24 protein-coding genes, 1 tRNA gene and 3 pseudogenes are annotated in these 26,048 nt (G+C 62.1%); 20 read left to right on the top strand and 8 right to left on the bottom strand.

Annotation, left to right across the window (positions count from 1 at the left end; genetic code table 11):
* Positions 1 to 116: 116 nt before the first annotated feature.
* The 4 genes from leuA to ABSY17_RS08645 all read left to right on the top strand — a co-directional run bounded on the left by leuA (position 117) and on the right by ABSY17_RS08645 (position 5,382).
* Entirely contained in the window at positions 117 to 1,820 is a 1,704-nt protein-coding gene (leuA, locus tag ABSY17_RS08660; protein ID WP_378949295.1) for a 2-isopropylmalate synthase, read from the top strand.
* Positions 1,821 to 2,008: 188 nt separating this feature from the next.
* Positions 2,009 to 3,757: a tetratricopeptide repeat protein gene (locus ABSY17_RS08655; RefSeq protein ID WP_378949292.1), complete on the top strand. Its 1,749-nt coding sequence runs from the start codon at positions 2,009 to 2,011 to the stop codon at positions 3,755 to 3,757.
* Between the two features lie 126 nt (positions 3,758 to 3,883).
* Positions 3,884 to 4,675 (top strand): alpha/beta fold hydrolase, encoded by a 792-nt coding sequence (locus tag ABSY17_RS08650; RefSeq protein WP_378949289.1) that lies wholly within the window; start codon positions 3,884 to 3,886, stop codon positions 4,673 to 4,675.
* Positions 4,676 to 4,773: 98 nt separating this feature from the next.
* Complete coding sequence (locus ABSY17_RS08645; RefSeq protein ID WP_378949286.1) at positions 4,774 to 5,382, top strand: hypothetical protein; 609 nt, start codon at positions 4,774 to 4,776, stop codon at positions 5,380 to 5,382.
* On the opposite strand, the gene ABSY17_RS08640 is transcribed toward ABSY17_RS08645, so the two are convergent.
* Positions 5,372 to 6,307 (bottom strand): metallophosphoesterase family protein, encoded by a 936-nt coding sequence (locus ABSY17_RS08640; protein ID WP_378949283.1) that lies wholly within the window; start codon positions 6,305 to 6,307, stop codon positions 5,372 to 5,374. The genes ABSY17_RS08645 and ABSY17_RS08640 overlap by 11 nt on opposite strands.
* A gap of 81 nt (positions 6,308 to 6,388) precedes the next feature.
* On the opposite strand from ABSY17_RS08640, the pseudogene ABSY17_RS08635 reads away from it, so the two are divergent.
* Both ABSY17_RS08635 and ABSY17_RS08630 read left to right on the top strand, forming a co-directional pair.
* Positions 6,389 to 6,529, top strand: a pseudogene (locus tag ABSY17_RS08635) (DNA mismatch repair protein MutT); the annotation flags it as partial.
* A gap of 836 nt (positions 6,530 to 7,365) precedes the next feature.
* A complete protein-coding gene (locus ABSY17_RS08630) occupies positions 7,366 to 8,109 on the top strand; it encodes an outer membrane protein (RefSeq protein WP_378949280.1) in 744 nt (247 codons plus the stop codon).
* Positions 8,110 to 8,221: 112 nt separating this feature from the next.
* On the opposite strand, the pseudogene ABSY17_RS08625 reads toward ABSY17_RS08630, so the two are convergent.
* Positions 8,222 to 8,514: pseudogene (locus ABSY17_RS08625) on the bottom strand (metallophosphoesterase family protein); the annotation flags it as partial.
* A gap of 38 nt (positions 8,515 to 8,552) precedes the next feature.
* On the opposite strand from ABSY17_RS08625, the gene ABSY17_RS08620 reads away from it, so the two are divergent.
* Positions 8,553 to 9,071 carry an NUDIX domain-containing protein gene (locus tag ABSY17_RS08620; RefSeq protein WP_378949277.1) on the top strand — a complete coding sequence of 173 codons (519 nt, stop codon included), beginning with the start codon at positions 8,553 to 8,555 and terminating at the stop codon, positions 9,069 to 9,071.
* Between the two features lie 171 nt (positions 9,072 to 9,242).
* On the opposite strand, the gene ABSY17_RS08615 is transcribed toward ABSY17_RS08620, so the two are convergent.
* Positions 9,243 to 10,232 carry a glutathione S-transferase family protein gene (locus ABSY17_RS08615; protein ID WP_378949274.1) on the bottom strand — a complete coding sequence of 330 codons (990 nt, stop codon included), beginning with the start codon at positions 10,230 to 10,232 and terminating at the stop codon, positions 9,243 to 9,245.
* Between the two features lie 273 nt (positions 10,233 to 10,505).
* Here ABSY17_RS08615 and ABSY17_RS08610 point away from each other — a divergent pair, with 273 nt between their 5' ends.
* The 5 genes from ABSY17_RS08610 to ABSY17_RS08590 all read left to right on the top strand — a co-directional run bounded on the left by ABSY17_RS08610 (position 10,506) and on the right by ABSY17_RS08590 (position 14,207).
* Positions 10,506 to 11,042: a GNAT family N-acetyltransferase gene (locus tag ABSY17_RS08610; protein ID WP_378949271.1), complete on the top strand. Its 537-nt coding sequence runs from the start codon at positions 10,506 to 10,508 to the stop codon at positions 11,040 to 11,042.
* Positions 11,043 to 11,102: 60 nt separating this feature from the next.
* Complete coding sequence (locus tag ABSY17_RS08605) at positions 11,103 to 11,864, top strand: 3-hydroxyacyl-CoA dehydrogenase (RefSeq protein ID WP_378949268.1); 762 nt, start codon at positions 11,103 to 11,105, stop codon at positions 11,862 to 11,864.
* A 246-nt stretch (positions 11,865 to 12,110) separates the two neighbouring features.
* Positions 12,111 to 12,884, top strand: a complete 774-nt coding sequence (locus ABSY17_RS08600; protein ID WP_378949265.1) for a HugZ family protein — start codon at positions 12,111 to 12,113, stop codon at positions 12,882 to 12,884.
* A gap of 164 nt (positions 12,885 to 13,048) precedes the next feature.
* Positions 13,049 to 13,345 (top strand): ArsR/SmtB family transcription factor, encoded by a 297-nt coding sequence (locus tag ABSY17_RS08595; protein WP_378952536.1) that lies wholly within the window; start codon positions 13,049 to 13,051, stop codon positions 13,343 to 13,345.
* A 58-nt stretch (positions 13,346 to 13,403) separates the two neighbouring features.
* Entirely contained in the window at positions 13,404 to 14,207 is an 804-nt protein-coding gene (locus tag ABSY17_RS08590) for a TrmH family RNA methyltransferase (RefSeq protein WP_378949262.1), read from the top strand.
* Between the two features lie 93 nt (positions 14,208 to 14,300).
* Here ABSY17_RS08590 and ABSY17_RS08585 read toward each other — a convergent pair whose 3' ends face one another.
* Both ABSY17_RS08585 and ABSY17_RS08580 read right to left on the bottom strand, forming a co-directional pair.
* The gene (locus ABSY17_RS08585) at positions 14,301 to 15,428 is read right to left on the bottom strand and encodes a hypothetical protein (protein ID WP_378949259.1); all 1,128 of its coding nucleotides are present in this window, start codon (positions 15,426 to 15,428) and stop codon (positions 14,301 to 14,303) included.
* Between the two features lie 105 nt (positions 15,429 to 15,533).
* Positions 15,534 to 16,067, bottom strand: coding sequence for a DUF1134 domain-containing protein (locus tag ABSY17_RS08580; RefSeq protein ID WP_378952533.1), 534 nt, complete (start codon positions 16,065 to 16,067; stop codon positions 15,534 to 15,536).
* 386 nt (positions 16,068 to 16,453) lie between these two features.
* On the opposite strand from ABSY17_RS08580, the gene chpT reads away from it, so the two are divergent.
* Positions 16,454 to 17,083, top strand: a complete 630-nt coding sequence (gene chpT, locus ABSY17_RS08575) for a histidine phosphotransferase ChpT (RefSeq protein WP_378949257.1) — start codon at positions 16,454 to 16,456, stop codon at positions 17,081 to 17,083.
* Between the two features lie 239 nt (positions 17,084 to 17,322).
* Positions 17,323 to 17,691 (top strand): response regulator, encoded by a 369-nt coding sequence (locus tag ABSY17_RS08570; RefSeq protein ID WP_378949254.1) that lies wholly within the window; start codon positions 17,323 to 17,325, stop codon positions 17,689 to 17,691.
* 164 nt (positions 17,692 to 17,855) lie between these two features.
* Here the strand turns inward: ABSY17_RS08570 and ctrA are convergent, their stop codons facing one another.
* Complete coding sequence (gene ctrA / locus ABSY17_RS08565; protein ID WP_018429116.1) at positions 17,856 to 18,551, bottom strand: response regulator transcription factor CtrA; 696 nt, start codon at positions 18,549 to 18,551, stop codon at positions 17,856 to 17,858.
* 454 nt (positions 18,552 to 19,005) lie between these two features.
* Between ctrA and ABSY17_RS08560 the strand changes: the two genes are divergently transcribed.
* On the top strand, positions 19,006 to 19,383 hold the full coding sequence (locus ABSY17_RS08560) for a flagellar export protein FliJ (RefSeq protein ID WP_378952530.1): 378 nt from the start codon (positions 19,006 to 19,008) through the stop codon (positions 19,381 to 19,383).
* Positions 19,384 to 19,672: 289 nt separating this feature from the next.
* Here the strand turns inward: ABSY17_RS08560 and ABSY17_RS08555 are convergent, their stop codons facing one another.
* Positions 19,673 to 19,948 (bottom strand): DUF1153 domain-containing protein, encoded by a 276-nt coding sequence (locus tag ABSY17_RS08555; RefSeq protein WP_013529904.1) that lies wholly within the window; start codon positions 19,946 to 19,948, stop codon positions 19,673 to 19,675.
* 268 nt (positions 19,949 to 20,216) lie between these two features.
* Between ABSY17_RS08555 and mnmA the strand changes: the two are divergent.
* Positions 20,217 to 21,406: pseudogene (gene mnmA / locus ABSY17_RS08550) on the top strand (tRNA 2-thiouridine(34) synthase MnmA).
* A gap of 6 nt (positions 21,407 to 21,412) precedes the next feature.
* Positions 21,413 to 21,799, top strand: coding sequence for a YkvA family protein (locus ABSY17_RS08545; protein WP_378952527.1), 387 nt, complete (start codon positions 21,413 to 21,415; stop codon positions 21,797 to 21,799).
* A 59-nt stretch (positions 21,800 to 21,858) separates the two neighbouring features.
* Here the strand turns inward: ABSY17_RS08545 and ABSY17_RS08540 are convergent, their stop codons facing one another.
* The gene (locus ABSY17_RS08540) at positions 21,859 to 22,815 is read right to left on the bottom strand and encodes a Gfo/Idh/MocA family protein (protein ID WP_378949249.1); all 957 of its coding nucleotides are present in this window, start codon (positions 22,813 to 22,815) and stop codon (positions 21,859 to 21,861) included.
* 384 nt (positions 22,816 to 23,199) lie between these two features.
* Here ABSY17_RS08540 and ABSY17_RS08535 point away from each other — a divergent pair.
* The 3 genes from ABSY17_RS08535 to ABSY17_RS08525 all read left to right on the top strand — a co-directional run bounded on the left by ABSY17_RS08535 (position 23,200) and on the right by ABSY17_RS08525 (position 25,994).
* Positions 23,200 to 23,276 (top strand) — tRNA-Met (locus ABSY17_RS08535).
* Positions 23,277 to 23,454: 178 nt separating this feature from the next.
* A complete protein-coding gene (locus ABSY17_RS08530; protein WP_378949246.1) occupies positions 23,455 to 24,228 on the top strand; it encodes an outer membrane protein in 774 nt (257 codons plus the stop codon).
* Between the two features lie 902 nt (positions 24,229 to 25,130).
* Positions 25,131 to 25,994 carry a hypothetical protein gene (locus ABSY17_RS08525; protein WP_378949243.1) on the top strand — a complete coding sequence of 288 codons (864 nt, stop codon included), beginning with the start codon at positions 25,131 to 25,133 and terminating at the stop codon, positions 25,992 to 25,994.
* The last annotated feature ends 54 nt before the right edge of the window (positions 25,995 to 26,048 follow it).

Genomic DNA, 26,048 nt, shown 5'->3' with positions numbered 1-26,048 from the left:
CGGCGGTCGAAAAGCCGCGCAGGCGCTTGCTCCTTTGCCATCCAAAGACCTTTAAGAACCAAGCATGAGCGCGCAGCCGGCGCCGGATCGGCCGAGGCGCGCGCAGGAGTGAAGAGATGAACGCGAGACAGGAAATCAGCCGCATCAAGGGCATGCCGGACGCGGCGACGAAATATCCGCCCTATCCGACCATCAACCTCGCCGACCGCACCTGGCCGTCCAAGCGCATAGAGAAGGCGCCGATCTGGTGCTCGGTCGACCTGCGCGACGGCAACCAGGCGCTGGTCGACCCGATGGGCCACGACCGCAAGGCGCGCATGTTCCAGCTGCTGCTCGACATGGGCTTCAAGGAAATCGAGATCGGCTTCCCCTCAGCTTCGCAGACCGACTTCGACTTTGCCCGTTGGACCGTCGAGCAGGGCAATGTGCCCGACGATGTGTCGATGCAGGTGCTGGTCCAGTGCCGCCCCGAACTGATCACCCGCACCTTCGAAGCGCTCGAGGGCGCCAGGAACCCGATCGTCCACTTCTACAACTCGACCAGCGAGTTGCAGCGCCGCGTGGTGTTCGAGAAGGACGTCGCCGGCATCAAGCAAATCGCCACCGACGCTGCCAAGATGATCGCCGACATGGCGGCCAAGGCCGGCGGCGGCTACCGCTTCCAGTACTCGCCGGAAAGCTTCACCGGCACCGAACTCGAAGTGGCGCTGGAGATCTGCAACGCGGTCACCGAGATCATAAAGCCGACGGCGGACAACAAGCTGATCGTCAACCTGCCCTCGACGGTCGAGATGTCGACACCCAACATCTATGCCGACCGCATCGAATGGATGTGCCGCCAGCTCGACAACCGCGAGAACCTGCTGATCTCGCTGCATCCGCACAATGACCGCGGCACCGGCATCGCCGCCACCGAGCTCGGCCTGATGGCGGGCGCCGACCGCGTCGAAGGCACGCTGTTCGGCAACGGCGAGCGCACCGGCAATGTCGACGTCGTCACGCTCGCGCTCAACATGTACACCCAGGGCGTCGACCCGATGCTCGACTGCACCGACATCAACCGGATGAAGGACGTCTACGAATATTCCAACCAGCTGCGTATTCCGGAGCGCCACCCCTATGTCGGCGAACTGGTCTACACGGCATTTTCCGGCTCGCACCAGGACGCCATCAACAAGGGCATGAAGGCGCTGAAGAAGGCCAACACGCCACATTGGGAAGTGCCCTACCTGCCGATCGACCCGCAAGACGTCGGCCGTAGCTATGAGGCGATCATCCGCATCAACTCGCAGTCAGGCAAGGGCGGCATCGCCTACGTGCTGCAGGCCGACTACGGCCTCAACCTGCCGCGCAGCCTGCAGGTGGAGTTCAGCCAGGACATCCAGGCGATCACCGATGCCGAAGGCAAGGAAGTTTCGCCGAAGCGCATCCACGAGCGCTTCCTCGAGGTTTATGTCGACCAGCCCGGCGCGCGCCTCAAGTTCGTCGATCACCAGACCTTCCCCGATACGGTGATGAAGGGCCGACGCGTCGTCGAGGCGACCATTGTCGACAACGGCAAGGAAGTGACGATCACCGGCACCGGCAACGGCCCGATAGACGGCTTCGTCGATGCACTTTCGCGCCACATCGGCATCGACCTGTCGGTGCTCGACTACTCCGAGCATTCGATCCAGCGCGGCTCGAACGCCTCGGCGATCTGCTACATGGAGGTCGAGTATCCGGGCGGACGGCTGTTTGGCGCCGGCATCAACACCAACATCGTGGCAGCGTCACTCGAAGCGGTGGTCTCGGCGGCCAACCGGATCCTGATGCGCTAAACCCATATCAGGGTCACCGGAAATTGCTTACAGTTTCCGGTCAAATTGTTAAGGTTAACGCCAAAGCAAAGACGCCTCGCCCGTGGATAACAGGCGGGGCGTTTGTGCATTACCGTACAGAGAGCTTGTGCGACAACTCCAGCCGACTATGATCGGGCCATTCATGCCGGTTCGAAAAGGGTCGATACTTGGTTGCCTCCACGCCTGCTGCCCCCGCAGTGCGCGAAGCGCTTGAGCGGCTTGTTGCCAGCGAGACCTTTGCCCGGTCCGATCGGGCACGCAAGCTGCTGCGCTATCTGGTGGAACGCGAGCTTGCCGGCGAGGCCGAGCGGCTGAAGGGCTTTGCCATCGCTGTGGATGTCTTCGGCAGGGACGCCGAATTCGATTCCGCGACCGATGCCGTGGTGCGCGTGCAGGCGGGCCGGCTGCGTGAACTTCTCGCCCAATATTATGCCGCGGAAGGCGCCGACGATCCGGTGCGGATCGCCATTCCGCGCGGCAGCTATGTCCCGACATATGAGGCCACGGCGGAATGCATCCCCGAGGCCCCCGGCCCCGACGAAGCGCAGCCCCCCGAAACTGCAGCGCCTGCCGAACCATTGCCTGAACAGGCCGAGCGCGCAGCCGACGTAACTCGTCCCGATACCGGATATTCCAGCACCAGTTTCCGGCGTCAGCTGCGCTACTTCTGGGCGGCAATGGCGCTGGTCATCGCCATGCTCGGCATATTGGTCTTCCGCAACATCGGCGCCCCAACCGGTGCCGAAGTGGCTGATTTTCCTGGCCCCACGGCCAGCATCAGCGGCGCCATCGACCAATTGCCGGCGGTACACATCCATTCGGGCTCGGACGGCGGAGACACCGCACGCGTCAGCACCGTATTGCGAACCGCGCTCTCGGGCTTCGACTCAATCAACCTGATTGCCCGGAACCGGGACGAAGCGGAGAAGCGCGCCGACGCCACCGATTTCGACTTTACGGTCAACCCCGGCCCCAGCAGTGGGACGGTGCTAATCGAACTGCAGCACATGGCCAGCGGCCGCATTCTGATGTCCCGCGTCCTGACCGCGCAGGAAATCGGGCCGGATGTCATTGACGAGCGAATCGCCGAGATCGTTACGTCGGCAATCCCGGTTTCGGGCCTGATCTATGCCTATATCGAGCAGAACAGGCTCCAGAGTGGGCTGGTGAGCTGCCTGCTGCTCAGCGACGACTTCTACATGGAGCAAAGCGCCACCAAGCACCGCGCCGCCTACCAGTGCCTGCAGGAGTTGTCGCGGCGCGGGGCCAAGTCGCCGATCATCCTCGCCCAACTGGCCTCGCTGCAACTGGAAGCCGTAACCGCCAAGTACCCCTATCCTCCGGATGCCACCTCCGAGGCCGCCAATGCGCTCGCCCACAATGCCGTGCAGATGGGAACCGCCAGCCCCTACGCGCATCGCGCACTTGGCTACCTGCAATCGCGCACGGGCGACCCGACCGAAGCCATCCACTGGATACGCAAGGCCTATGAACTGAACACATACGACCTGACGATGGCGGCCGGCTATGGCTACGCCCTTGTCCTGTCCGGCAGCTACAGCGAAGGCGTGCCCATCATCAAACGCGCCGCCGAGAGCACAAGCGCGCATCCCGTCTGGTGGGACTACGGCCTGTTCCTGGGCGAGTTCATGCTCGGCAACCGCCATGCGGCGGCGCGGGCCGCCAATACGCTGGCCACCACGAAGAGGCCGCACTATCTCGCTGCGCGGCTAGTCGCCGCACATTTCGTTGGCGACGAGCAACTGGCGACGGCACTGGCGAAGGAGATTTCCGACACCTACCCGGCCTTTGCTTCCGATCCGGCCGCAGTTTTCACCAAGTCCAAATATCCCGAAGAGCTGACAAGATCGCTGACCAAAGCGCTGCGCGCCGCTGGCTTGGGACAGCAGGGCTGAGATTCCTATCTTTTTTTCGGTACGATTTTCTGCATAATGCCGAATTGTGCGTTCATACAGTGTTGTAAGTCCCCATACTTTATACCTACAATTTTGACGGATTGAGCTTCGGGTTTTTTCAAGCAAATGAATTACTCCCTTCATGCAGCCGTCCAGGACAACGGCAAGAACGTGGTGGTCTTGCTTCATGGGTTCGGTAGCTGCTGCGATATCTGGGACGATGTCGTTGAAAAGCTCGATGGTGGGTACAAGACGATCGCCTACGATCTGCCGGGCCACGGACGATCACTCGACTATCCGAAGGCGGGACCGGCCAAGGTCGCTGCGAAGGCGGTGCTGGCCGACCTTGCCGCGCGGGGCATCGAGCGCGCTCATTTTGTCGGCCATTCGATGGGCGGTGCGGTGGCAACCCTGGCAGCAATTGAGGATCCCCAGCGCGTCGCCTCTCTGACCCTGCTTGCGCCGGGCGGCTACGGCACGGAGATCAACGTGCCGCTGCTCAGGCGCTACGCGGCCGCGACCTCGGCCGACGAGATTCGCCTCTGCCTGCAGGAAATGTCGAGCCCCGACAGCACGGTGCCCGAGTCTTCGGTCCAGCATCTGGTCGAGATGCGCGCCCGCCCCGGACAAACCGAGAAGCTGGTGGAAGTCGCCGCGGCGATCACGGCCGGCGAACGCCAGGGGGCCATTCCGCGTGACACGATCGCGACGCTCGACATGCCGGTGATGGTGGTCTGGGGAACGGACGACAATGTCGTGCCCTACTCCCAGGCCGAGGGCCTGCCTTCGGGCTTCCTGATCCATCATGTGCTGGAAGTCGGCCACATGCTGCCCGAGGAAACCCCTGAAGTGGTGGCCGAAGCGGTACGCCGCATGAGCCGTCGCCGGCCGCATCCTCAGCCGCGGGCCGCTGCCTGACGGCAAGTCCTGCAGGGCGGCGCGCCCGCAGGGATACAATTCCGCCGCGATCCTGACTATGTTATCTCTTGCTCAACGGGCGTCAGAGGCAACAGGCGATGAAGGACGACAACGTCACCGCGATCAAGCCGTCGCGCGAGCTGTCGGATGCAATACGCGACGTCAAGAACGCGACGGCCGACCGGACCGACGTGGTGGTCGACCTGCGCGAGGCGCACCGTATGCGGCTCGAGCTGCTGGCCGCCGAACTCGAGCCTGTCTTTGCCGAAGTTCCCAAGGATATCGACAATTTCGACTTCACGATTTCGTCGGGGCTGCAGCCCCGGCTGTGGATCGACGCCGTCAGCCACGTTGCACTGGCGCGCGACCGCCGCACCTTCCGCTTCGTGCGCGACACCCGTATCGGCCGTGTCGTGCTCGCGGAATCGACCGATATCAGGCGCGTCGCCGACCAGGTGACACGTTACATCGCCGAGCGGATCGTCGAGCGTCAGCAGATGATGGAAGGTGGCGCCGAACTGGCCCTGCCGAGTTTCGCCAGGGAACAGGTCGCGGAAGCCGAGCCGCCGTTACGGCACCACGGCCAGCCCGTTTGGCCGCGTTTCCTCGCAGGTTTGGGTCTTGTCGTGGCCGGTGCGGTCGCAGGCATTGCCATCATGGCAGCACTCTACTGGCTACGCCTGGCCGCCCACGGCGTCAGCTTCTGACGAGGACAGCCGGGCTGGGTGCGGCCGCGGTTAGATTGACGGACTCGATCTCCGCAAGCGGCACCGCAACGCCCGAAAACCCGCGTCGTGTCAGTTGCACGTTCCAACTGTCCTTCTCGCCTGAAATGTCGATCAGATTGTACTGCGCGGCGGGCCTGTGCGTGCCTGGCGCCTGACCAGCCGCAGCAACGCCGACGACGGGGACAGGTCCCTTCGGCCCCCTGATCCAGTTCAGCGTCGGCAGATGCGAATGGCCGTGCAGCACGAGCTCTGCCCCGCAGCGGCGGACCACCTGCTGGAACTTGCCGATGCCCAGGAGGCGCTTGTGCTGGCCGACAGCCCCGCGCACCGGCGGATGGTGGATCATGACCAGGCGGAACAGGTTGCGCCTGCCGGTTTCCTCCAACAGCCCCGCCAGCCTGTCGACCTGGCCCTCCCGAAAAAACCCGCTGGCCATGAATGGAGCGGTCGCACGCGCCGTCGACACGCCGATCAGCGCCACGTTTCCACGCACGCGCAGATAGGGAAAGCTATCCTGGTTGACCGGCCCGTCGCAGCCGTCGCCGCGCATCCATGGCGCCCAGGCACGGCAGGCCTTGTCGAAGGCACCGGGCACGTAGGCATCGTGATTACCGGGCACGACCGAGACGGCTTCCGGCGTACCCAATGTTTCGAGCCAAAGCCTCGCCAGTTCGATTTCACCATCTAGTGCCAGATTGACGAGGTCTCCGCTCACCGCGAGATGGTCGGGCGCCTGCCCCTTGAGGTCGGCGACGATAGCGTCGACGACGCCGTCATGATGGTGACGACGGCGGTTGCGCTGCCAGTTGACGTAGCCGACCACCCGCTTGGAGGCGAGTTCGCGATAGGTTACATCCGGAAGTGGACCAAGATGAGCGTCGGAGATATGCGCAAGCCTGAACATCGGCCCCTTTTAGGATACGCGACGGCGGCTTTCCAGCCATGGCGGCGCGCCTGATAGCAAACGCCCCCCAAAACCGATCCGCTGCAGCAGAACCCCTGGCCGCGCCTACGCAGCCGCCTGTTCCACCTCCATTTCCTGTTCCGGCGCCCGATGATGCTCGGCGTGCGCGGACTGATCCACGATGCGGCAACCAATTCGGTCTTTTTGATCCGCCACAGCTACTTTATCCCCCTCGTAGAGGCTCTGGTAGAATAGCGCGGCCGGTGGCGCTCTGGGTAAGTTGCCGATTGAAGCACCGAGGCAATACTGGCGTGCCGCCAGCCACTTTTCCACACATTGGTGCTCGATGAAGGTCAGAGCGTCGAAGGCCACAATTTCCTTCACCTCGGACACTTTCCCCGATAGCCCCAGGAAGATCCTCCCGAATTCAGCCTTAGTAATCGCGCCGGGTTTCCTGCCGGTGGCCGATAAGCCCGCGTTGCGACAGGGGAGAAACAAAAACCTCACCCGCGATGACGAATAATGTGGAAGCCACACGCAACCAATTTCTCTCACGCGCCCCTAGGGATCGCGGAAGGCGCTAGAACGGCTCACCTGAATCGCCTCGGCGATGGCATCGGCGGACTTGCCCAGCGCCTTGAGCGCCAAAACCTCTGATGCCTTCCGCCGCGCCGTTCGCGCTCAGCCCTTGTACTTACCGCCTACCTTGGCCTTGGCGATGCCCTTCCGCTTCTACTCAAGCATCAGGTTGCGCAGAACTCAGCAATACCCCCAGCATAGCCAGCATCAGCTTTCCGGCCTGAGTACTGGTATCCATCTGGCATGGAGATAATGCTTGGCATCACGCCACTTGCCTTGAAGTGCTCAGTAATCCACAAGAGGTAGCCCGTCGCGTGAACGCCATAAGAAAGGATTACGACGGTTGCCTTCTGTTAAATTTGGGGATTGTCACAGAGTACTCTTCAATATACTGATCTTTGTACTGCGACATAATTGCCACTGAATTCCGTCTGAATCTGTGCACTCTACGGATATCTTGGTTGATGGGAATATATCAAATGAGAGTATTTAACTGTGCGGCGCTGGCTTCTTGCGCCGTTATCGCATTTTCAGCCTCAGCTTTTGCGGCTGATGTTGCCTCCATCGAACAGCCGGCGCCAACAGTTTACGACTGGAGCGGCTTTTATATCGGCGTTCACGGGGGCTACGGAACCGGCAAGACCGACGCTCGGACGACGTTTCTCGACATCGCCGGTGTCCCGTATCAACCCTCAGTCGACAACTCGTTCGATGTTGATGGTTTTCTTGGCGGCGTACAGGCCGGGTTCAACGTGCAGATGAACCAGTTCGTGTTTGGCCTCGAAGGTGAATACACTGCGCTGGATGTGGACGGTGATTTCAACTTCGATACTAGCCGCCCCGAGGCGATCGCCGGCGGCGAGCTAACTTCAGTGGCCGCCATAAAAGGCCGTCTCGGCGTGGCGTTTGACCGTACATTGCTGTTCGGGACGGCTGGCTACGCTGCAGGCTGGAGCAAGGGATTCTCAAACAACGCGTGGCTTCTAGCTCCCGCCGACGATGTCGCAACGGGCAAGGGGACTGTGGACGGCTATGTGATCGGCCTAGGTGCCGAGCACGCACTAACAGACAAAATCTCCGTAAAGGGCGAATACAATTACTACGACTTTGGCCGCGGTGATTTTAATATGCGCTCAGCCGCATTTCCAGCAGGATCGGTGCTAAAGACGGAGCAAAGTATCGACCTGCATGTTCTCAAGATCGGCATAAACTACAATTTCTGATCTCGTTTAGACAATGGGCGGGCCTTGGTCCGCCTTTTGCGCCTTGAATAGAACCTTGACGCATACCGTCGTGGATCACGATACGACGGATGTGCGAACGATGCGCATGCCCCCAGGCATGGCAAGACTTGTCGAAGGCATTAGGCACGTAGGCATCGTGATTGCCGGGCACGACCGAGACGGCTTCCGGCGCGCCCAATGTTTCGAGCCAGTGCCTGGCTAGTTCGATTTCACCGTCGAGCGCCAGGTTGACGAGATCTCCGGTCACCGCAAGGTGGCCTGGCGCCTGCCTCTTGAGGTCGGCTACGTCAACTGGCTGCGCAACCGCTTGGAGGCGAGTTCGCGATAGGTTACATCCGAAAGCGGACCAAGATGAGCGTCGGAAATATGCGCAAGCCTGAACAGCAGCCCCTTTTCGGATACGCGACGGCGGCTTTCCAGCCATGGCGGCGCCCGTGATGGAGAATGGGCTCGCCGTCTCCAACCCATTTGACCAGAGCGCCTGGTCGCGCCTACGCAGCCGCATGTTCCACCTCTATTTCCTGTTCCGGCGACCAATGACGCTGGGTGTGCGCGGACTGGTGCACGATGCGGCGACGAACTCTATCTTCTTGATCCGCCACACCTATGTGCCCGGCTGGCAACTGCCCGGCGGCGGCGTCGAGGTGGGCGAGACCTTCGTCGAGTCGCTGGCACGCGAACTGGAGGAGGAAGGCAACATCGTCCTTTCCGTCTCACCTGCGCTCAAGTCGATCCACCTCAACAAGCAGGCGTCCAGGCGCGACCATGTCGCGTTTTATCTGGTCCAGGGTTTCAGCCAACTGCGCCCGAAAGAGCCGGACCACGAGATCGCCGAGGCCGGTTTCTTTCCGCTTGATGCGTTGCCGGAGGGGACCACGCCGGCGACGCGGCGGCGCATCGCCGAAGTTTTTGACGGTGCCGAAGCGTCGCCCTACTGGTGACGCCTCCACTGCTCTTCGCTGCGTCCTTCGAGGCTCGCTGCGCTCGCTCCTCAGGATGAGTAGCGTTTGCGCCGACCTCCGTCATCCTGAGGAGCGAGCCGGCCTCGACGCAGCAAAGCTGGCACGGAATTCGGCGGGCGAGCCTCGAAGGACGCACACCAAGACAAAACCTCAAGCCGCCTTCGCCAGTCGCCCCCGGTCATGCGCCGTCGAAAAGTCGACCTCCGGCCCCAAAGGCACGATGCCGGTCGGGTTGATCGTCGGATGGCTGCCATAGTAGTGCGCTTTGATGTGCAGCAGGTTCACCGTCTCCGCCACGCCGGGCACCTGGTAGAGTTCGCGCAGGTAGTTCGACAGGTTGGGATAGTCGGCGATCCTTCTCAGGTTGCATTTGAAATGCCCGACATAAACAGGTTCGAAGCGGACAAGCGTGGTGAACAGGCGCCAGTCGGCCTCCGTCAACTGGTCGCCGACGAGGTAGCGCTGGCGTGAGAGCCGGTCCTCCAGCGTGTCGAGCGCGGCAAACAGCTCGCCGAAGGCTTCCTCATAGGCAGCTTGCGTGGTCGCGAAGCCGGCACGGTAGACGCCGTTGTTGATCGAAGGATAGACCAGCGCATTGGTGGCATCGATCTCGGCGCGCAACGCCTCCGGATAAAAATCGAGCGAGGCATCGCCCCATTCGTCGAAGGCCGAGTTGAGCATGCGGATGATCTCGGAGGACTCGTTGGAAACGATGGTCTTCTCCTTCTTGTCCCACAGCACCGGCACGGTGACGCGGCCCGAATAGGTGGGGTCGGCCTTGGTGTAGATCTGGTGCAGGTAGTCGAGGCCGTAGAGCGTGTCGCCGGTGGCGCCATCGTCTGTGCGGAAGGTCCAGCCGTTTTCGCCCATGTAGTGGTGGACGACCGACACCGAGATGATGTCCTCGAGCTTCTTGAGCGCCCGGAAGATCAGCGTGCGATGCGCCCACGGACAGGCGAGCGAGACATAGAGATGATAGCGCCCCGGCTCGGCCTTGAAGCCGCGGATGCGCCCTTCCGCCGGCTTGCCGTCGACGGTGATCCAGTCGCGCCACTGGGCGTGCGAACGCACGAATTTGCCGCCGGTAGACTTGGTGTCGTACCAGCGGTCCTGCCATTTGCCTTCGACCAGCAATCCCATCGCAAAATCCTTTCGTTTTCCACGATGTAGGACAGGACTGGCCAAATCCGAAGGCCGTAGCCCTGAACGGATCGTCAACGCCAGACGCACATCGGCCAAATGCACGATGGACGAGCCTCCAAAATGATGCTAGCGGGCATTTCGATGTCACAGAACTTTGCAATGATCCGGATTGACCGACGACGAATGAGCGCACGCGCGTGAAGCGCTGACTTGCGACTGCTGCGGCTTGCCTCGCGGCACCTCCTCCTCGGATACCGGACTGCAAAGACCATGAAACTTGCCGACGTGACCTATCTGCCGGAAACCCCCGCGCACGACCTCGAAATCGACGACATCAATGCCGAGGCCTTTGGACCCGGCCGCTTCGCCCGCGCCGCTTACAAGATCCGCGAGGGCGGCCCGCACGACCGCGCGCTGTCTTTCGTCGCCATGCAGGGCGGCCAGGTGATCGCCTCGGTCAGGATGACACCGATCGCTGCCGGTGCAGGCCGCGCCCAGATGCTTGGGCCGCTCGCCGTCCGCCCCGACTTCAAGAACATGGGCATCGGCCGCAAGCTGGTCGCCATGGCGCTCGCTGCCGCGGCAACGGCCGGCGAGCCCGCGGTGGTTCTGGTCGGCGACGAACCCTATTACGGCCCGCTCGGCTTTGTTCGCATTCCGCGCGGACAGATCGAAATGCCGCGCCCGGTCGACCTCAACCGGCTCCTGGCGCACGAGATCGTGCCCGGCGCAGTGGCGCAGCTCGCCGGCGAGGTCTGCCACGCCGATCTGGCGACAACGCCGCAACTAGCTCTCGAGTCGGCCTAGACGGCTTGCCTGCCCGGCTCATGTTCCTAGATCATTCACAGCAGAAGAGGATAGGCTGACATGAATCCAAACGGGCAAATCGCCGTGGTTACCGGCGCCGGCTCAGGCCTTGGCGAAGCCACCGCACGTGCACTCGCAGCCAAGGGCGCCAAGGTCGCGATCTTCGACCTCAGCCTCGAACGTGCCGAAAAGGTCGCGGCCGACATCGGCGGCGTCGCCGTGCGCTGCGACGTCAGCAACGAGGAAAGCGCTGTCGCCGCCTTCGCCGAAGTCGCAGCCAAGCTCGGCACGCCGCGCATCCTGGTCAACTGCGCCGGCATCGCCGTTGGCGTGAAGACCGTGGGTAAGGATGGTCCGCATCCGCTCAGCGTGTTCCGCCAGGTCATCGAGGTCAACCTGATCGGCTCCTTCAACATGATCCGCTTGTTCGCCGATGCGGCGGCCAAGCTCGATCCGCTCCAGGGCGGCGAGCGCGGCGTCATCGTCAACACCGCATCCGTCGCCGCCTATGACGGCCAGATCGGCCAGGCCGCCTACTCCGCCTCGAAGGGCGGCGTCGTCGGCATGACGCTGCCGATCGCCCGCGACCTCTCCCGTTCGGGCATCCGCGTCTGCACCATCGCGCCTGGCATCTTCAAGACGCCGATGATGGCGGCGATGCCGCAGGAAGTGCAGGATTCGCTCGGTGCCGCCGTGCCCTTCCCGCCGCGCCTGGGCGAGCCGTCGGAATATGCCGCGCTGGCCATGCACATTGTCGAGAACCAGATGCTCAACGGCGAGACCATCCGCCTCGACGGCGCGATCCGCATGGCGCCAAAATAAGGCCATCCGGCCAACAGTTCGGCTATAGTGCAGCCCCGGTCGCGCAAGCGCCGGGGCTTTGTCGTTACGGCAAGGCTACAGCGCCGCGCGCCCTCGGGGACGCGCAATGGACGCTGTAGCACTTTGAATGCGTGCATGATCCTTTCCGAAAATCGATTCCGATTTTCGGGGTCATGCACTGGCCCTTGCCAAACCCGCGCCTCAGCCGATAAGTAGACAAAAGTACTCATATTTACAGGTGAAGCCGTGGAAGAGCGCAAAAAGGATGTCATCCGCGAGACCGACGCCGAGGCGACCGCGCTTGCGCGCGCGCTGATGCGAACCGCGCGCCATGGCGCCCTCGCCGTCATCGAGCCTGAAACTGGGTCTCCGCTGGCAAGTCGGGTAGGTACCGCCACCGATGTCGACGGCACGCCGCTGATCCTGATCTCCGGGCTCTCGGCGCATACGCGCGGCATCGTCGCCGACCCACGCTGCTCGCTGCTGGTCGGCGAAATCGGCAAAGGCGACCCGCTCGCCCATCCGCGCATCACGTTGTTTTGCCGCGCGGTGCGGCTCGAACGCGACACAGCCGAGCAGGCGCGCGCCGAACGCCGCTACCTCAACCGCAACCCCAAGGCCAAGCTCTACGCCGGACTCGGTGACTTCGCGCCCTTCCGCCTGGAAGTGGAGCGCGCCAACCTCAATGCCGGTTTCGGCAAGGCCTACCTGCTCACCCGCGGCGATCTGCTGCTGGCTGGTTCCGAGATCGAGGCAATCGCCGGCGCCGAGCAATCGGCACTCGACCACATGAACGCGGACCACCGCGACGCCATCGACATCTATGCCGGCCACTTCGGCAAGCTCCCCGGCAAGGGCTGGAGGCTGAGCGGCTTTGACCCGGAAGGCATGGACCTCGCCTTGGGTGACGAGACCGGCCGCGTGCTGTTTTCAAAGCCGCTGCAGGAGGCCGCCGACCTGCGTAGAACGCTAGTGGATATGGCCAAAACGGGACGCGCTGTAGAAACAGGGGAAAACTAAGCGTTCGGCTTCGCTAATTTATACCTAGTCTTGATTTCTTAAGCGAAAACTGATTTGTCCTTAAAGTGTCAGATCTGCAATCGATTCCATTGACGATTTGACATGATAATCTGGCGTTGTTGCCCCCATGGCGCCGGAAAACAATGCGGCTCGACGGGGTAACCATGCGACCAAAGAAACTGACGGCGAACGCCGAAGCGGCGGCATCCTTGCTTACGCTTATGGGCAACGAAAAGCGGCTTATGATCATGAGTCACCTGCTCGACACGGAGATGTCGGTGGGGGCCATTGCCGAAAAGGTATCGCTGAGCCAATCAGCGCTTTCTCAACACCTTGCACGCTTGCGCAACGAAGAACTGGTCGAGACACGTCGAGACCGGCAGATGATCTACTACACCTGCAAGTCCGACGCAGTGCGCAAGCTGCTCGGGACGCTCGAAGGCATATTCGACGAAGCCTGAGACCATCAGGGCCTTTTCCGGGCTCCCATAGCGGCCTGCCCTCCGCTATGGAGCATGCATGAATATTTTCCGCATCGAAGACCCGGCCGACCCGCGCGTAGCAGCCTACCTCGACATCCGCGAACGCGATCTCGTCGGGCGCGAAGGCCGTTTCGTGGCGGAAGGCAAGGTCGTCCTCAACGTCCTGTACTCGGCACGGCGGTTCGAGGTCGAGTCGCTGCTCGTTCTTGAGAACCGCCTCGCCGGATTGGCCGAGACACTCGCCCTCGCCCCCGAAAACACTGCGGTCTACGTCGTATCGGCAAGCGTCATGGACGCCATCGCCGGTTTCCATATGCATCGCGGCATCCTTGCCATCGGCCGCAAGGGACCACCTGCGCCGGTGGACGAACTGCTGGGCAGCCTGCCCGAGCGTGCTCTTCTGGCGGTGCCGGTCGGCATCTCCAACCACGACAATATCGGTTCGATCTTCCGCAATGCCGCTGCCTTCGGCGCGGATGCGGTGCTGCTCGACGAGACCTGCTGCGACCCGCTCTACCGCAAGGCGATCAGGGTATCGGTGGGAGCCGCCCTCAAGGTCCCCTATGCCGTCGGTGGCACGGCCGGCGAGCTTGCCGACGCGCTTTCCCGCCATGGCTTCGAGCAACTGGCGCTGTCGCCGGCCGGCACGTCCGACATCCGCGACATCGCCAGGCCAAAGCGGCTGGCGCTTTATCTCGGCACGGAGGGCGAAGGTTTGCCTGAAGCGCTACTCAAGCGGCTGACCACGGCGAGGATCAGGATGGCACCGGGCTTCGACAGCCTCAACGTGGCGGCGGCCTCGGCGATAGCGCTGCACCATTTCACCGACGCAGCAGGCTGAGCACGCGCCTTTTCCACAGGAGCCGCTTTTCGGAAATGGTCAGCTTCGGGCGACGACATGGGGCGCGGCGCCGGTTCAAGCAGGAAAAAGGCTCTACTCGGCAGGGGCGGACTTCTGCAGGGCCCTGACGCGGTCGGCCAGGCTGATGATGTCCGATCTTTCGCCATTGACCCGGTTGTTGTCCTTGCTGCCGGCAGCAAGCGCCTGGGCGATCGGCGATTCAGGCCCTTCGAGGCGGGCCGTCAGAGCCACGACTTCGGCGGCGAGGTTGTGCATCTGCTCGCGCAACTGGGCATCCTCGCCAGCGGCGGGCGCAACACGGCCTGCCTGTGCCAGTTCGCCCTTCAACCTTTTGTTCTCGCGCATCAGCGCGGTCAGGCGCGCCTCGACGCGTTCGCGCTCGGCCGATTGATCGATCCCCTTGGTCATGGCGGATGCCTCCTGCGCCTGTTGGACGCGCTTGATCAGTTCACGAAGGCGGACAAGCTCGCTTTCGCGCCGCTCGAGCTTGTCATCGCGGTCGCTCAGTTGCGCCACCGCGCGCTCCATCTTCCTGTCCACCTCGCCGCTGCGCTTGGTCTCGGCCTTCAGTGCCTCGCGCAACGCCTTGTTGTCGACCTCAAGTTCGCTTGCGCGACGATCGATATCCTTGCGCTGGTTTCGCAGGGCCAGCATGTCGTCGGAGAGCTTGCCCATCTCGGCCTCGCGACTGACCAGTTCGATCTGCCGATTGCTCGACGATAAGGTGGCCTCGTCATAGAGTCGGCCGATCTCCTCGATCTCCTGCGACCGCAGTTCGAGCAGCCGCTCGGCTTCGGCTAGCTGGGCGGCGAGCGCTTTGACCTGCACGTCGCGCTTGTCGATCTCGTCGTGCATGGCGGTGCGAGTGGCCTCGAGCTCGCTCAAAGCGTGGCCCTTTTCGGCGTGCTCGCTGTCGAGCGCCTTCCTGGTTTCGCGGGCTCGGCTAAGCTCGATCGCCTGGGACAGCAGCTTTTCCTGCGTGGCCTTGAGCTGAACCTCGACCTTCCGCAACGCCATGGCGTGCTCGGCGCGCAGGCTGTCCTTGTCGGCGCGGATTTCCTCCAGCGTCATCGGCAGCTTGGCCTCGACGCGTCGCCTGGTCATCGAAACGGCGCGCCGCCACACCGCCGGTGCAACCAGCAACATGAGGAACCCGGCGGTCAGGAAGCCGAGAACGAAAAACAGGATCGACTGGACCAAGGCGCTTTACCCGTTGCGGACAGGTGCGAGTTTGCCATGTTCCCATGACAGGAATCCAGTAGCGCTGCAAATGCTATGGCGCCCAGTCCGCCGTTCTTCACACAATCAGAACGGATTCCAGGTAGGCTGCTGAGTCAACTTCAGGTAGCCGACATTGACTCCCAGCCGTGCGCCGACACCAGTGCGCACCGGCACCAGCAAGATGTTGCCGCGCTTGAGTACATTGAATCCGACACCGGCAATCACATAGGCCGAGCCGGCGACCCCGGCATAGCGGTCGTAGAGATTGTTCACGTCGTCGAGATTGTAGACCAGGATCATCACCCGCGAGCCCTGGCCGCCGAAGTCCCAACCCAGCGACGGCCCCTGCCAGAAGGACTTATGGTCGCCCGCATTCTTGGTGTAGAGCGTGCCCTCGCCATAGGTCAGGCCGCCGACAAAGGCACCCGAGCCCTCTTCGCCGAGGATGTAGCCGTTCGGCAGGCCGTAGGACGAAAAGACCTTCTCGACCACGCTTGCCAGACCGCCCGAGGTCGAGCCGAAGAAGCGGTGACCTGAATCGAGGATCTCCTGCGCGGTGTATTCCTGCGCGCGAGAGGCGGATGTCGAGAACGCCAGAACGCCGGCAACCACGAACATCGCGGCAAGGAGCCGGGCAACCATCCGGCCATAGAATCGGGAAATCATGCTTCCAAATCTCCGTCAGGGAGCACACTTTCTCCGACGCCCCGGACGTACTGCCGCTCTTGCTCGGCGGCTCGTTCGTCCTACTCCGGCAAACTATGCCGCAATCCTTTTTCAACCATTAAATTGCCTGGCGAAGATGGCGGATCAAAGGCGGCAGAACGCTGCGGAAAGGCCAGATTTGCGCCAAAACTACGGCATTTCCAGCAAGTTCTTCGGCTGTTTCTTGCCGCTTGGCGCGACGCTGTGTAACCAAGGTTGCTGCCGACCAGCCCTGATTCGCAGTGGCGGGATCTGGTCTCGATGTTGAGCTTGAAGCCATTGTGTGAGGGATGCCGTTCATGGCCGAATTGTTGACGCTTTCCGCCCCCGATCTCGCGGCGCTGCTGTGCAGCAGGGTCTGCCACGACATCATCTCACCGGTCGGAGCCATCAACAACGGCCTCGAACTGCTCGACGAGGGGGGCGCCGACGAAGACGCCATGCGCCTCATCCGTACCAGCGCGCGCAACGCCTCGGCCCGGCTGCAGTTTGCCCGCATCGCCTTTGGCGCTGCCGGTTCCGCCGGCATGCTGATCGACACCGGCGATGCCGAATCCGTCGCATTCGCCTTCCTCAAGAACGAAAAGCCGGAGCTGACCTGGACCGGCGGAAGGGCGCTACTACCCAAGAACAAGGTCAAGCTGCTGCTCAATCTCATTCTCGTCGCCCAAGCAGCCATCCCGCGCGGCGGCAAGCTCGGCGTCACGCTGGAAAATGTCGAAACCGCGCCGAAATTCACCCTTTCGTCCAGCGGCCCGATGCTGCGGGTGCCGCCAAAATTCCTCGAACTGCATTCCGGCCAGAAGCCGGATGAGCCGATCGACGCGCATTCGGTGCAGCCCTACTATACGCTGCTGCTCGCACGGGAAGCCGGCATGACCATCTCGATCCATGCCACGCCGGAAGAAATCCTGCTGACGGCCGAGTAGGCGCGGCCGCCCCGCGCCCCCATCATTGAGATCAAGATTGAAGTCACGCGTCGCGCCCTCCCCGGCGCGGCGCTCTTTTTATGAGGCGATAGGCTTCTGATATCGGCCCGGCGCCTATCGGCCTCGTTGGCAAGAATTTTACCATACCGATTTCAGGCTTCTTTACGGGCGCGCGCTAAGGTGGCGCGAGTAATACCGGCGCGCTTGGCGCGTCCGGCGCCCCCAAGAGGTCCGGGACTATGAAGCGCTGCCTTTTTGTCGACGATTCCAGCGTCATCCGCAAAGTCGCCAAACGCATCCTCAACAGCGCCGATCTGGTCGTCATCGAGGCGAGCACTGGCGCCGAGGGGCTCGACATGTGCGCCTACGACATGCCGGAGATCATCGTCGTCGACGGATCGCTCGAGGACATGAATGTCGTCGACTTCATCCGCCGCGTGCGCGCCATGCCCGCTCACGTCAAGCCGCAGATCGCCATCTGCCTGACGGAGGTCGACATCGGCGCGATCATGCGCGCCAAGCGCGCCGGCGCCCAGGGCTACCTGCTGAAGCCCTTTACCCGGCCGCAGTTGCTCGAACGCTTCCGCGCCTTCGACATCGCCGCCTGATTACGACGCCGTGCGCCCCTTCGACCTCACAAAGGACACCGCAACACTTCGAATTTGCACATGATCCGGAGTATGGAACGCTAATCGGAAAGGCACCCACAAAGAGGCCCATAAAAGAAAAACCCGGCACGGAGGCCGGGCTTTGACTGGAAAGCGCAAGAAAATCAGGCGATTTCTCGAAGTTCTTCCGGCTCGCGCAGCACGTAGCCGCGGCCCCAGACCGTTTCGATGAAGTTCTGGCCGCCGGAAGCAGCATCGAGCTTCTTGCGAAGCTTGCAGATGAAGACGTCGATGATCTTCAATTCCGGCTCGTCCATGCCGCCATAGAGGTGGTTGAGGAACATTTCCTTGGTCAGCGTCGTGCCCTTGCGCAGCGAGAGCAGCTCGAGCATCTGATATTCCTTGCCGGTCAGGTGCACGCGCTGGCCACCGACCTCGACCGTCTTGGCGTCGAGATTGACGATCAGGTCGCCGGTCATGATGACCGACTGGGCGTGGCCCTTCGAACGGCGAACAATCGCATGGATGCGCGCAACCAGCTCGTCCTTGTGGAACGGCTTGGTCATGTAGTCGTCGGCGCCGAAGCCGAGGCCACGTACCTTGTCCTCGATGCCGGCCATGCCGGAGAGGATCAGGATCGGCGTCTTGACCTTGGACAGGCGCAAAGTGCGCAGAACCTCATAGCCGGACATGTCCGGCAGGTTCAGGTCGAGAAGGATGATATCGTAGTCATAAAGCTTGCCGAGATCGACGCCTTCTTCGCCGAGGTCGGTCGTATAGACGTTGAAGCTTTCAGACTTGAGCATCAATTCGATGCTTTGTGCGGTGGCACTGTCGTCTTCTATCAGCAGAACGCGCATTCAAATTCCCCTTTTCTGCTGCCGGAACGTCTTCGCGGTCCAATCCATGCCGGCTCAGTGCTTACCTGAATCGGAGGCTGCCATCGAATGGTTAACAAAACCTAATTTCGTATGGAAGACCATATCAGAAATTTTAACCGGCGGATACACCCTCTTGAATCCAAACATGAATCACAGGGTCAACATCTTAACGCGACGCATTAACAATGCTGACTAAGCGACCCCGGAGACGGACCCGCCTCATCCGCGGCGAAAACCGGAATCTTTACCGGGTCTTAAGTCTCGGGAGGTATGATTAACGATGCCCGTAAACGAATGGTTACCGGCGGCGAAAAACTTTAAAAGTTTGTTTTCCATCGCCGTGGAATGAGAGCTGGTTCGGATGCGGCAGGGTCCTTCGGGGCTGGAGTGGGTGAGTAAAAGTGCGTTTTTCGGTGTTCGGGAGTATCGGGGCATGAAATCACGAGAGAACCTGGTCAGGCTCAAGCAGTTTCAGGTGAACGAAAAGCGCCGGCAGCTGATGCAGCTTGATTCGATGATCGCCGAGTTCGATCGCATGGCGAACGAATTGGAGATGCAGATCGTCGCCGAGGAGAAGAAAGCCGGGATCACCGATCTCAATCATTTCGCCTATCCAACCTTCGCCAAGGCCGCGCGCCAGCGACGTGACAACCTCAAGAACTCCCAACACGACTTGGCGCAACAGCGCGCCGCAGCCGAATCCTTACTCTCCGAAGCTGAAGCGGAGCTTTCCAAGGCGGAAATGCTGGAATCGCGAGACCGCAGCAGCCGCGAAGCCGAAAGCGGCGGCCGCAGCGCGATGATCGGCTAGAAACCCGGCTTTTTTTCGAGATATGGCGCTGCCCGGCAGCGCTTCGACCAGGCCCGGCAAGCTCGCTTTCGCCGGCCATCGATTGCGCCCGTGCGACCATGTGTCCGGCGCGCAATGTTCCGCCCCACCTCAGATCTGACCGAGCAGTGCTGCAGATTGTGGCCGAGATCGATGAATTCAGGCTCGGCGCGGCGGCACTCCCAGCGCATTCACCGGAAGCTTAGGCCCAAATGAAAAGAGGGCGCGGCAAGCCGCACCCTCTTTGTTGGTTTGGCCGCAACGGCCGGTGTCAGTGACGGTATTGCTGGATGCGCGTGGTGCGCAGGCCAGCAAGGCCGTATTCGTCGATGGATGCCTGCCAGGACAGGAACTCCTCGGTCGTCAACTTGTAGCGTTGGCACGCTTCGTCGAGACTGAGCAGCCCTCCCCTGACCGCGGCGACCACCTCCGCCTTGCGGCGGATGACCCACCGGCGCGTGTTGGTCGGGGGCAGATCGGCAATCGTAAGCGGGCTGCCGTCAGGCCCGATAACATATTTGACACGCGGTCTAACCAGATCGGTCATCGTACTCTCTACTAAAAACTCAAAGACCCAATCACCTGCCACATTAGCGCCACAGCTTTAAAAATTGCCTAAGCGTGTACTAAGGGGTAAGTAACGAACGTGAACGGATCGTTAGACTCCCAATCCGCAATTTAACCATTCGCCCAGCTCGCTGGCTCTGCGCCCAAAATGGCGGACCGGCAGGGTTCGGGTGGCACTGCGGCGAGGCTTGACCTATATAGCAGCCATTGGCATGCAACCGACCTAGAGACAGCGGAACGCAACCCCGATGAACAGCCTGGACCTGCCCGGACGCCCTGAAGATACCCGCGTGGTCGTTGCCATGTCGGGCGGCGTCGATTCCTCAGTGGTGGCTGGCCTGCTCAAACAGGAAGGCTACGACGTCGTCGGGGTGACCCTCCAGCTCTATGATCACGGCGCCGCCATCCATCGCGCCGGCTCCTGCTGCGCCGGCCAGGACATCGACGACGCCCGCCGCGTGTCCGAGACCCTAGGCATCCCCCATTACGTGCTCGACTATGAAGAGCGCTTCCGCAAGGCAGTGATCGACCCCTTCGCAGAAAGCTATGTCGCCGGCGAGACGCCGATTCCTTGCGTGTCGTGCAACCAGACCGTCAAGTTCGCCGACCTGCTCGCCACTGCGCGCGAACTGGGCGCTGACGCACTCGCCACCGGCCACTACATCCGCTCCAAGCAGAATGGCGCCCATCGCGCGCTGTACCGGCCGGTCGATGCCGACCGCGACCAGAGCTATTTCCTGTTTGCCACCACCCAGGAGCAGATCGACTATCTGCGCTTCCCGCTCGGGGCATGTCGAAGCCCGACGTGCGCGCCGCTGCCGAGCGCATGGGCCTGACGGTCGCCGCCAAGCAGGACAGCCAGGACATCTGCTTCGTGCCGCAGGGCAAATATTCCGACATCATCGCCAAGCTCAGGCCCTCGGCGGCCAATCCGGGCGACATCGTCCATATCGACGGCCGCGTGCTCGGCCGCCACGAGGGCATCCTGCGCTACACCATCGGCCAGCGCCGCGGCATCGGCGTGGCCTCGGGCGAGCCGCTCTATGTCGTGCATATCGACGCCGAACGCGCGCGTGTCGTCGTCGGCCCGCGCGAGGCGCTGGAAACGCACAAGATCTTCCTGCGCAACATGAACTGGCTGGGTGACAGCGAACTTTCAGCCGTGCCCGCGGGCGGCCTGGAACTCTTCGCCAAGGTGCGTTCGTCGCGCCCACCACGTCCCGTCGTGCTGCATCACCGCGACGGCGCGACCTGGGTCGAACTGGTCGACGGCGAGTCGGGCATAGCTCCCGGCCAGGCCTGCGTGCTGTATTCCGACGATGGCAACGAGGCGCGCGTCTTCGGCGGCGGCTTCATCGAGCGTTCGGAGCGCCATGCCGACGCCGAGGCGATGCTGTCGCGGCTCGCCGCCATGCCAGGGCCGATCGCGGCCGAATAGACTTTCATTTCTATGCTGGAAGCAGCGAAGCGCTGGGCACGACGCCTCAAGCGCGACGTCGTGGCGCTCTATCTTGCGGCACGCAGCCCGCTGACACCGTGGTACGCACGCCTCGCCGCCGCATGCGTGGCCGCCTATGCGCTGAGCCCGGTCGATCTCATCCCGGACTTCGTTCCCGTGCTCGGCTATCTCGACGATCTGTTGATCGTGCCTCCGGGCATCTGGCTCGTGATCCGCATGATCCCTGCCGAGCTGATGGCTGCCTTCCGCGCCGAGGCAGCAGAAATGGCCGTCAGGCCGCGCAGCAAGATGGGCCTCGCATTCATCGTGGCGGGATGGCTTGCCGCCCTGACCCTTGTCGGCTGGTGGGCGACGAGAAAGCTAGGGCAATAAGGCAATAGGGCAACCAGGCAAATACCGCCCCAATCCCCTACTGCCCTAGTCCCATGACCTCAGTCGTGCGTAACCGTGCCTGCTGTCAGAATGCGTAGCACCCCGAGTGCTTCCTCAGCGCCGGTGCGCGGCTCTTCGCGCGTTTCGATGCAGTGAATAAAATGCTCGAGTTCGCGCGTCAGCGGCATGGCATTTTCGAGCGGAATGTAGGTCGGCTCGTTCATCGTCGATGTCCACTGCCCGCGATCATCCTGCCACACTGCATGGCGGTAGACGGCAAGCTTGCGCTCCTGCGGCTCGACATCGTCGAACACCGCCATGCCCTTGGTGCCGACGACGGTCAGCCGGCGCTCGCGATAGGGGTTGAGGCGGGACGCGAAGAGATGCCCGCGCATGCCGTTGGGAAAGCGCATGTGCAGATGGGCGAAATCGCTGAGGTGGTTGAGCAGCGCCGCCCCCTCCCCGCGCACCTCGATCGGAGCCGTGCCGGTGATCGCCAGAATCATCGACAGGTCATGCGGGGCGAGATCCCACAGCGCGTCGTTTTCGGCGTGAAATTTTCCGAGACCGAGGCGGTGAGAATGGATGTAACCGATCTCGCCGAGTTCGCCCTTGTCGACCAGCGCCTTAAGACCCTCGAAGGCCGGGTGGAAGCGCAGCACATGGCCGGTCATGAACACGCGGCCATTGTCACGCGCCGCCTTCACCGCACGCTCGGCGTCGGGGACCGTCAGCGCGATCGGCTTTTCGACCAGCACGTCCTTGCCGGCCTCAACGGCGCGAATCGCAAAGTCGGCATGGAACTGCGGCGGCAAGGCCATGACCACGGCATCGATATCGTCGCGCGCAAAGAGTTCGTCAGGGGTGACGGCCAGGCAGCCCTGCTCGGCGGCAAAGCGCTCAGCGCGGCTCGAATCGACATCGGACACGGCATGGAGGGCATCGAGCGACTTCAGGGTGCGGATGTGATTCCCGCCCCAATATCCGCATCCCAGGACTGCAATACGCGGTTTCATATGGTGGGTACTCATGAATGTCTTGGCGGAGAGATAACGACCGGACCTTGCGAACTCAACCCTTGCTGCTGCGCCAAAATCGCCTAGCCGCCATGCACTACGCTTGCCAACAGCCCGCTGAGGCCCAGTTGGGGCAAGCCCAATGGCCAGGCAACGCCCGTTGCACCAGGTCATCTGTTCGATCCGGCGAAGAAATGGCACGGCTCGAAATTCCAGATTCCGCGAACTGTGCCGCGCGCTGACGGGCCATTCGGTAATTATCCAAAATTGCTGCACCCAGACTGCTTGACAGGCTCGCCATCCGGACATTATATCCGCCCGACCTTGGCGAAACGCTTCGACGCCTGCCTCTCGCGAGACAGTTTTTCGAGCCTTCTCCTCCCTGGCGGGATAGCTCAGTTGGTTAGAGCACGGGAATCATAATCCTGGGGTCGGTGGTTCGAGTCCACTTCCCGCTACCATCCATTTCCAGCATGAAATCGACAACATAGCCTGATTGAACGGCTGCAGGATGCGGTGTTCAAGCCGCATTGCGCTGCAAGTTGCGCGCGCCTTGTCCTTCGGCGCTAGACATGTCGTGGAACTCGGAAAACCCAAAACCGGACCGCATCACCGCTCGTTGTTGCGAAGGCGCAACAGTTGGACACGATCGTAACCATAAACGCACAAGCACATTGTAATACAGCCCTGTCAAGTTACGGTTCTCGGGTGACCTTACGAGAGGGGCTGGGAATGAAGCCTATACTGTTCGCGTCGACTTTCCTGTTTGCAATATCCGGTTCCGCATTCGCAGCCGACGTGGTTGTGAACGAGCCCGTGCCAATCGTCCCCGCAGGCTTCACCTGGACGGGCGGCTATGTCGGCCTGCAATTCGGTGGCGGGTGGAGCAACGTCGACCAGCCCTTTAGCTTTTTTCCCCCAGGTCCAGCTAATCTTTCCCAGGACAACGCGAATGGCAGCGGCGTCCTTGGCGGCATCTTTGCCGGCTACAACTGGCAGTCCGGATCGTTCGTGTTCGGTGGCGAAGCGGATATCGATGCCACGAGCATCGACGGCGACGACGGCGGCTCCGCCGACGACATCAACGGCTTCAAGGCGCAGTGGATGGCCTCCGCGCGCCTGCGCGCAGGTTATGCCGTCGATCGCTGGCTGATCTACGGCACCGGCGGCTATGCGTATCTTCGTGGAAAAGCGGACCGTCGCGACCCAGGCTACGAAGAGAGCCATTCCGCATCATTCAACGGCTGGACCATCGGGGCCGGCGCCGAATATGCGCTTACCGACAACATCATCATCCGCGGCGAGTACCGCTTTGCGGATTTTGGCTCCAAGTCGGTCGTCATCAGCAACTATGTCGAGGACATCAGCCCACAGATACATGCTGTACGGGTCGGCCTCTCATACAAATTCTGAGCAACCGCAATAGCGACTGCAGACCCCCGCCTGGTGCCGGGGTTTTATCGTTGCACCCCGAGGCCTGACGATGCACCGCCGCTCAAGCGGCAGGTGGCACCTACTGTCCACACTTCGCCGGCCTGCCCACTACCTGCGAGCGCCCAGGAAAGGTCGCCAGGGATCCGACCATGAGCGAACCGCGTCGCCATGTGATATGCTCGGCAGTCACCTATTGAGGGGAATGACAATGACTCAGGAGCGTACACACGAAACCATAAGACGCGTCCAACCTTGGGGAACCGATTGGGGCCGCGTCGTTCAGGATCAAATTGTCGAGGCCGGACTCGCGCGAGCGGAGGCACGGCTTGCCGCGGGCGAATATGATGCTGCAGCCGGATACGTCGAAGTATCTGTTCCGATCAACGTGAAGGTGCGGTTTGCGTTGACGACAGACGGGCGGATGCTCGCGAGCGATGCAGGGGTGCAGTGCTCGTGCACATGGAAGCCCTATCCGAATGGCGGAGGTGCATGCATTTGCGTCGGACCGGGCGCCGGCGACCCGAGCTGCGATTGCTTGCCGACGACATTGCCTCGCGTCTGAGGATCATTTCGTAGTCGCAGTAGGCCTCGACCATGAAGGGCGCGCTACCCTTGGGTAGCGCGGGCTAGTCTTTTCGTCATGTCGTTCTTTTCGACCGTGGGCGAGTAACGTCCGCGTTGCCAGCAGCTACACTACGCCCCGAGACGAGATCCGGTTCTCGCGCGGAGAGGGCCCAACCGCGATGCCGGATGCTGCGCGAAGAAAACGAATCGGGCAGATAGGACGTCCGTCCGCGCACGCTCGGTGCTCGGCAACCTGAACCTAAGAATTTGCAGTGCACATGCCCGCTCAAGGTTCCCCTCGCCTGACATCGCCCGCAATGAGTGCGACTGAATTGAAGGAGCACCCGCTCTTTCCCAGTATCGACAAGCACCTCGCCCTCCACCTGATCGCCATACACGATCAAACGCCACGGCTCGCGCGCCTCAAGGCATCGCATCGCAAATGGCTGATGACCCAGGCGCTCTATGCGCTGACGCTCGAGCGTACGGCCGACGACCCGCGCTCCGGCCTGACCCCATCAAATCTGGTCGAAATCACCACCAGCATCGGCGCGGTCAGCCACAACACCGCCAAGGCCTTCCTGGAGGAACTCCTGAGCTACAAATTCCTGCAGGAGATTCCCAATCCGCATGACAAGCGGGTCCGCCTGCTCGACACGACCGATGCCAGCCGCGAGGCGATGATGGGATGGTTCCTCGGGCACATGAGCTGCCTCGACGAACTCGACGGCGGCGGCCGCCATCAGCGCTGCTTGGCCGACGAAAGGATTTTCAGGCTGTCCCAGCCACGTGCCGCGCGGCGCCTCATCGCCAACCCGCTGTGGCGCTATCCGCCCGAAAGCACCAATTCCTTCCTCAAGGCGGAACTGGGCGGCATGATCCTGCACGAGATCGTCTCGCGCATCGACGACTTCACTCCGGGCGATGGCAGGGTGGTCGTCGGCCCAGCCAGCTTCATGGAGCTGGCGCAGAGTTATTTCGTCTCCGCCTCGAACCTGAAGCGGATGTTCAAGGAGGCGGAAGCCAGCGGCCTGCTGGGCTGGTCGGCCAGTGAAGACCAGCGGATCCTGTGGGTTTCCTCCGCCTTCCTGGACGATTACTTCCTGTGGCAGTCGCAGAAATTCGCCGCATTGGACGAGGCGTACGCCTGGTCGGTTCGAAAATTGGCTGGCGACGATTAAAAACCGAAGTCCTCGCATCACGCCTCTGTGAAAGGCTGGTGCGATGGTTTCGGG

The sequence above is a fragment of the Mesorhizobium sp. ANAO-SY3R2 genome (assembly GCF_042466635.1).
In the GTDB taxonomy this organism is placed as follows: Bacteria; Pseudomonadota; Alphaproteobacteria; order Rhizobiales; family Rhizobiaceae; genus Aminobacter.
Note: the sequence above shows the minus strand (reverse complement) of the source record. Positions and strands in the feature narration are given on the sequence as shown.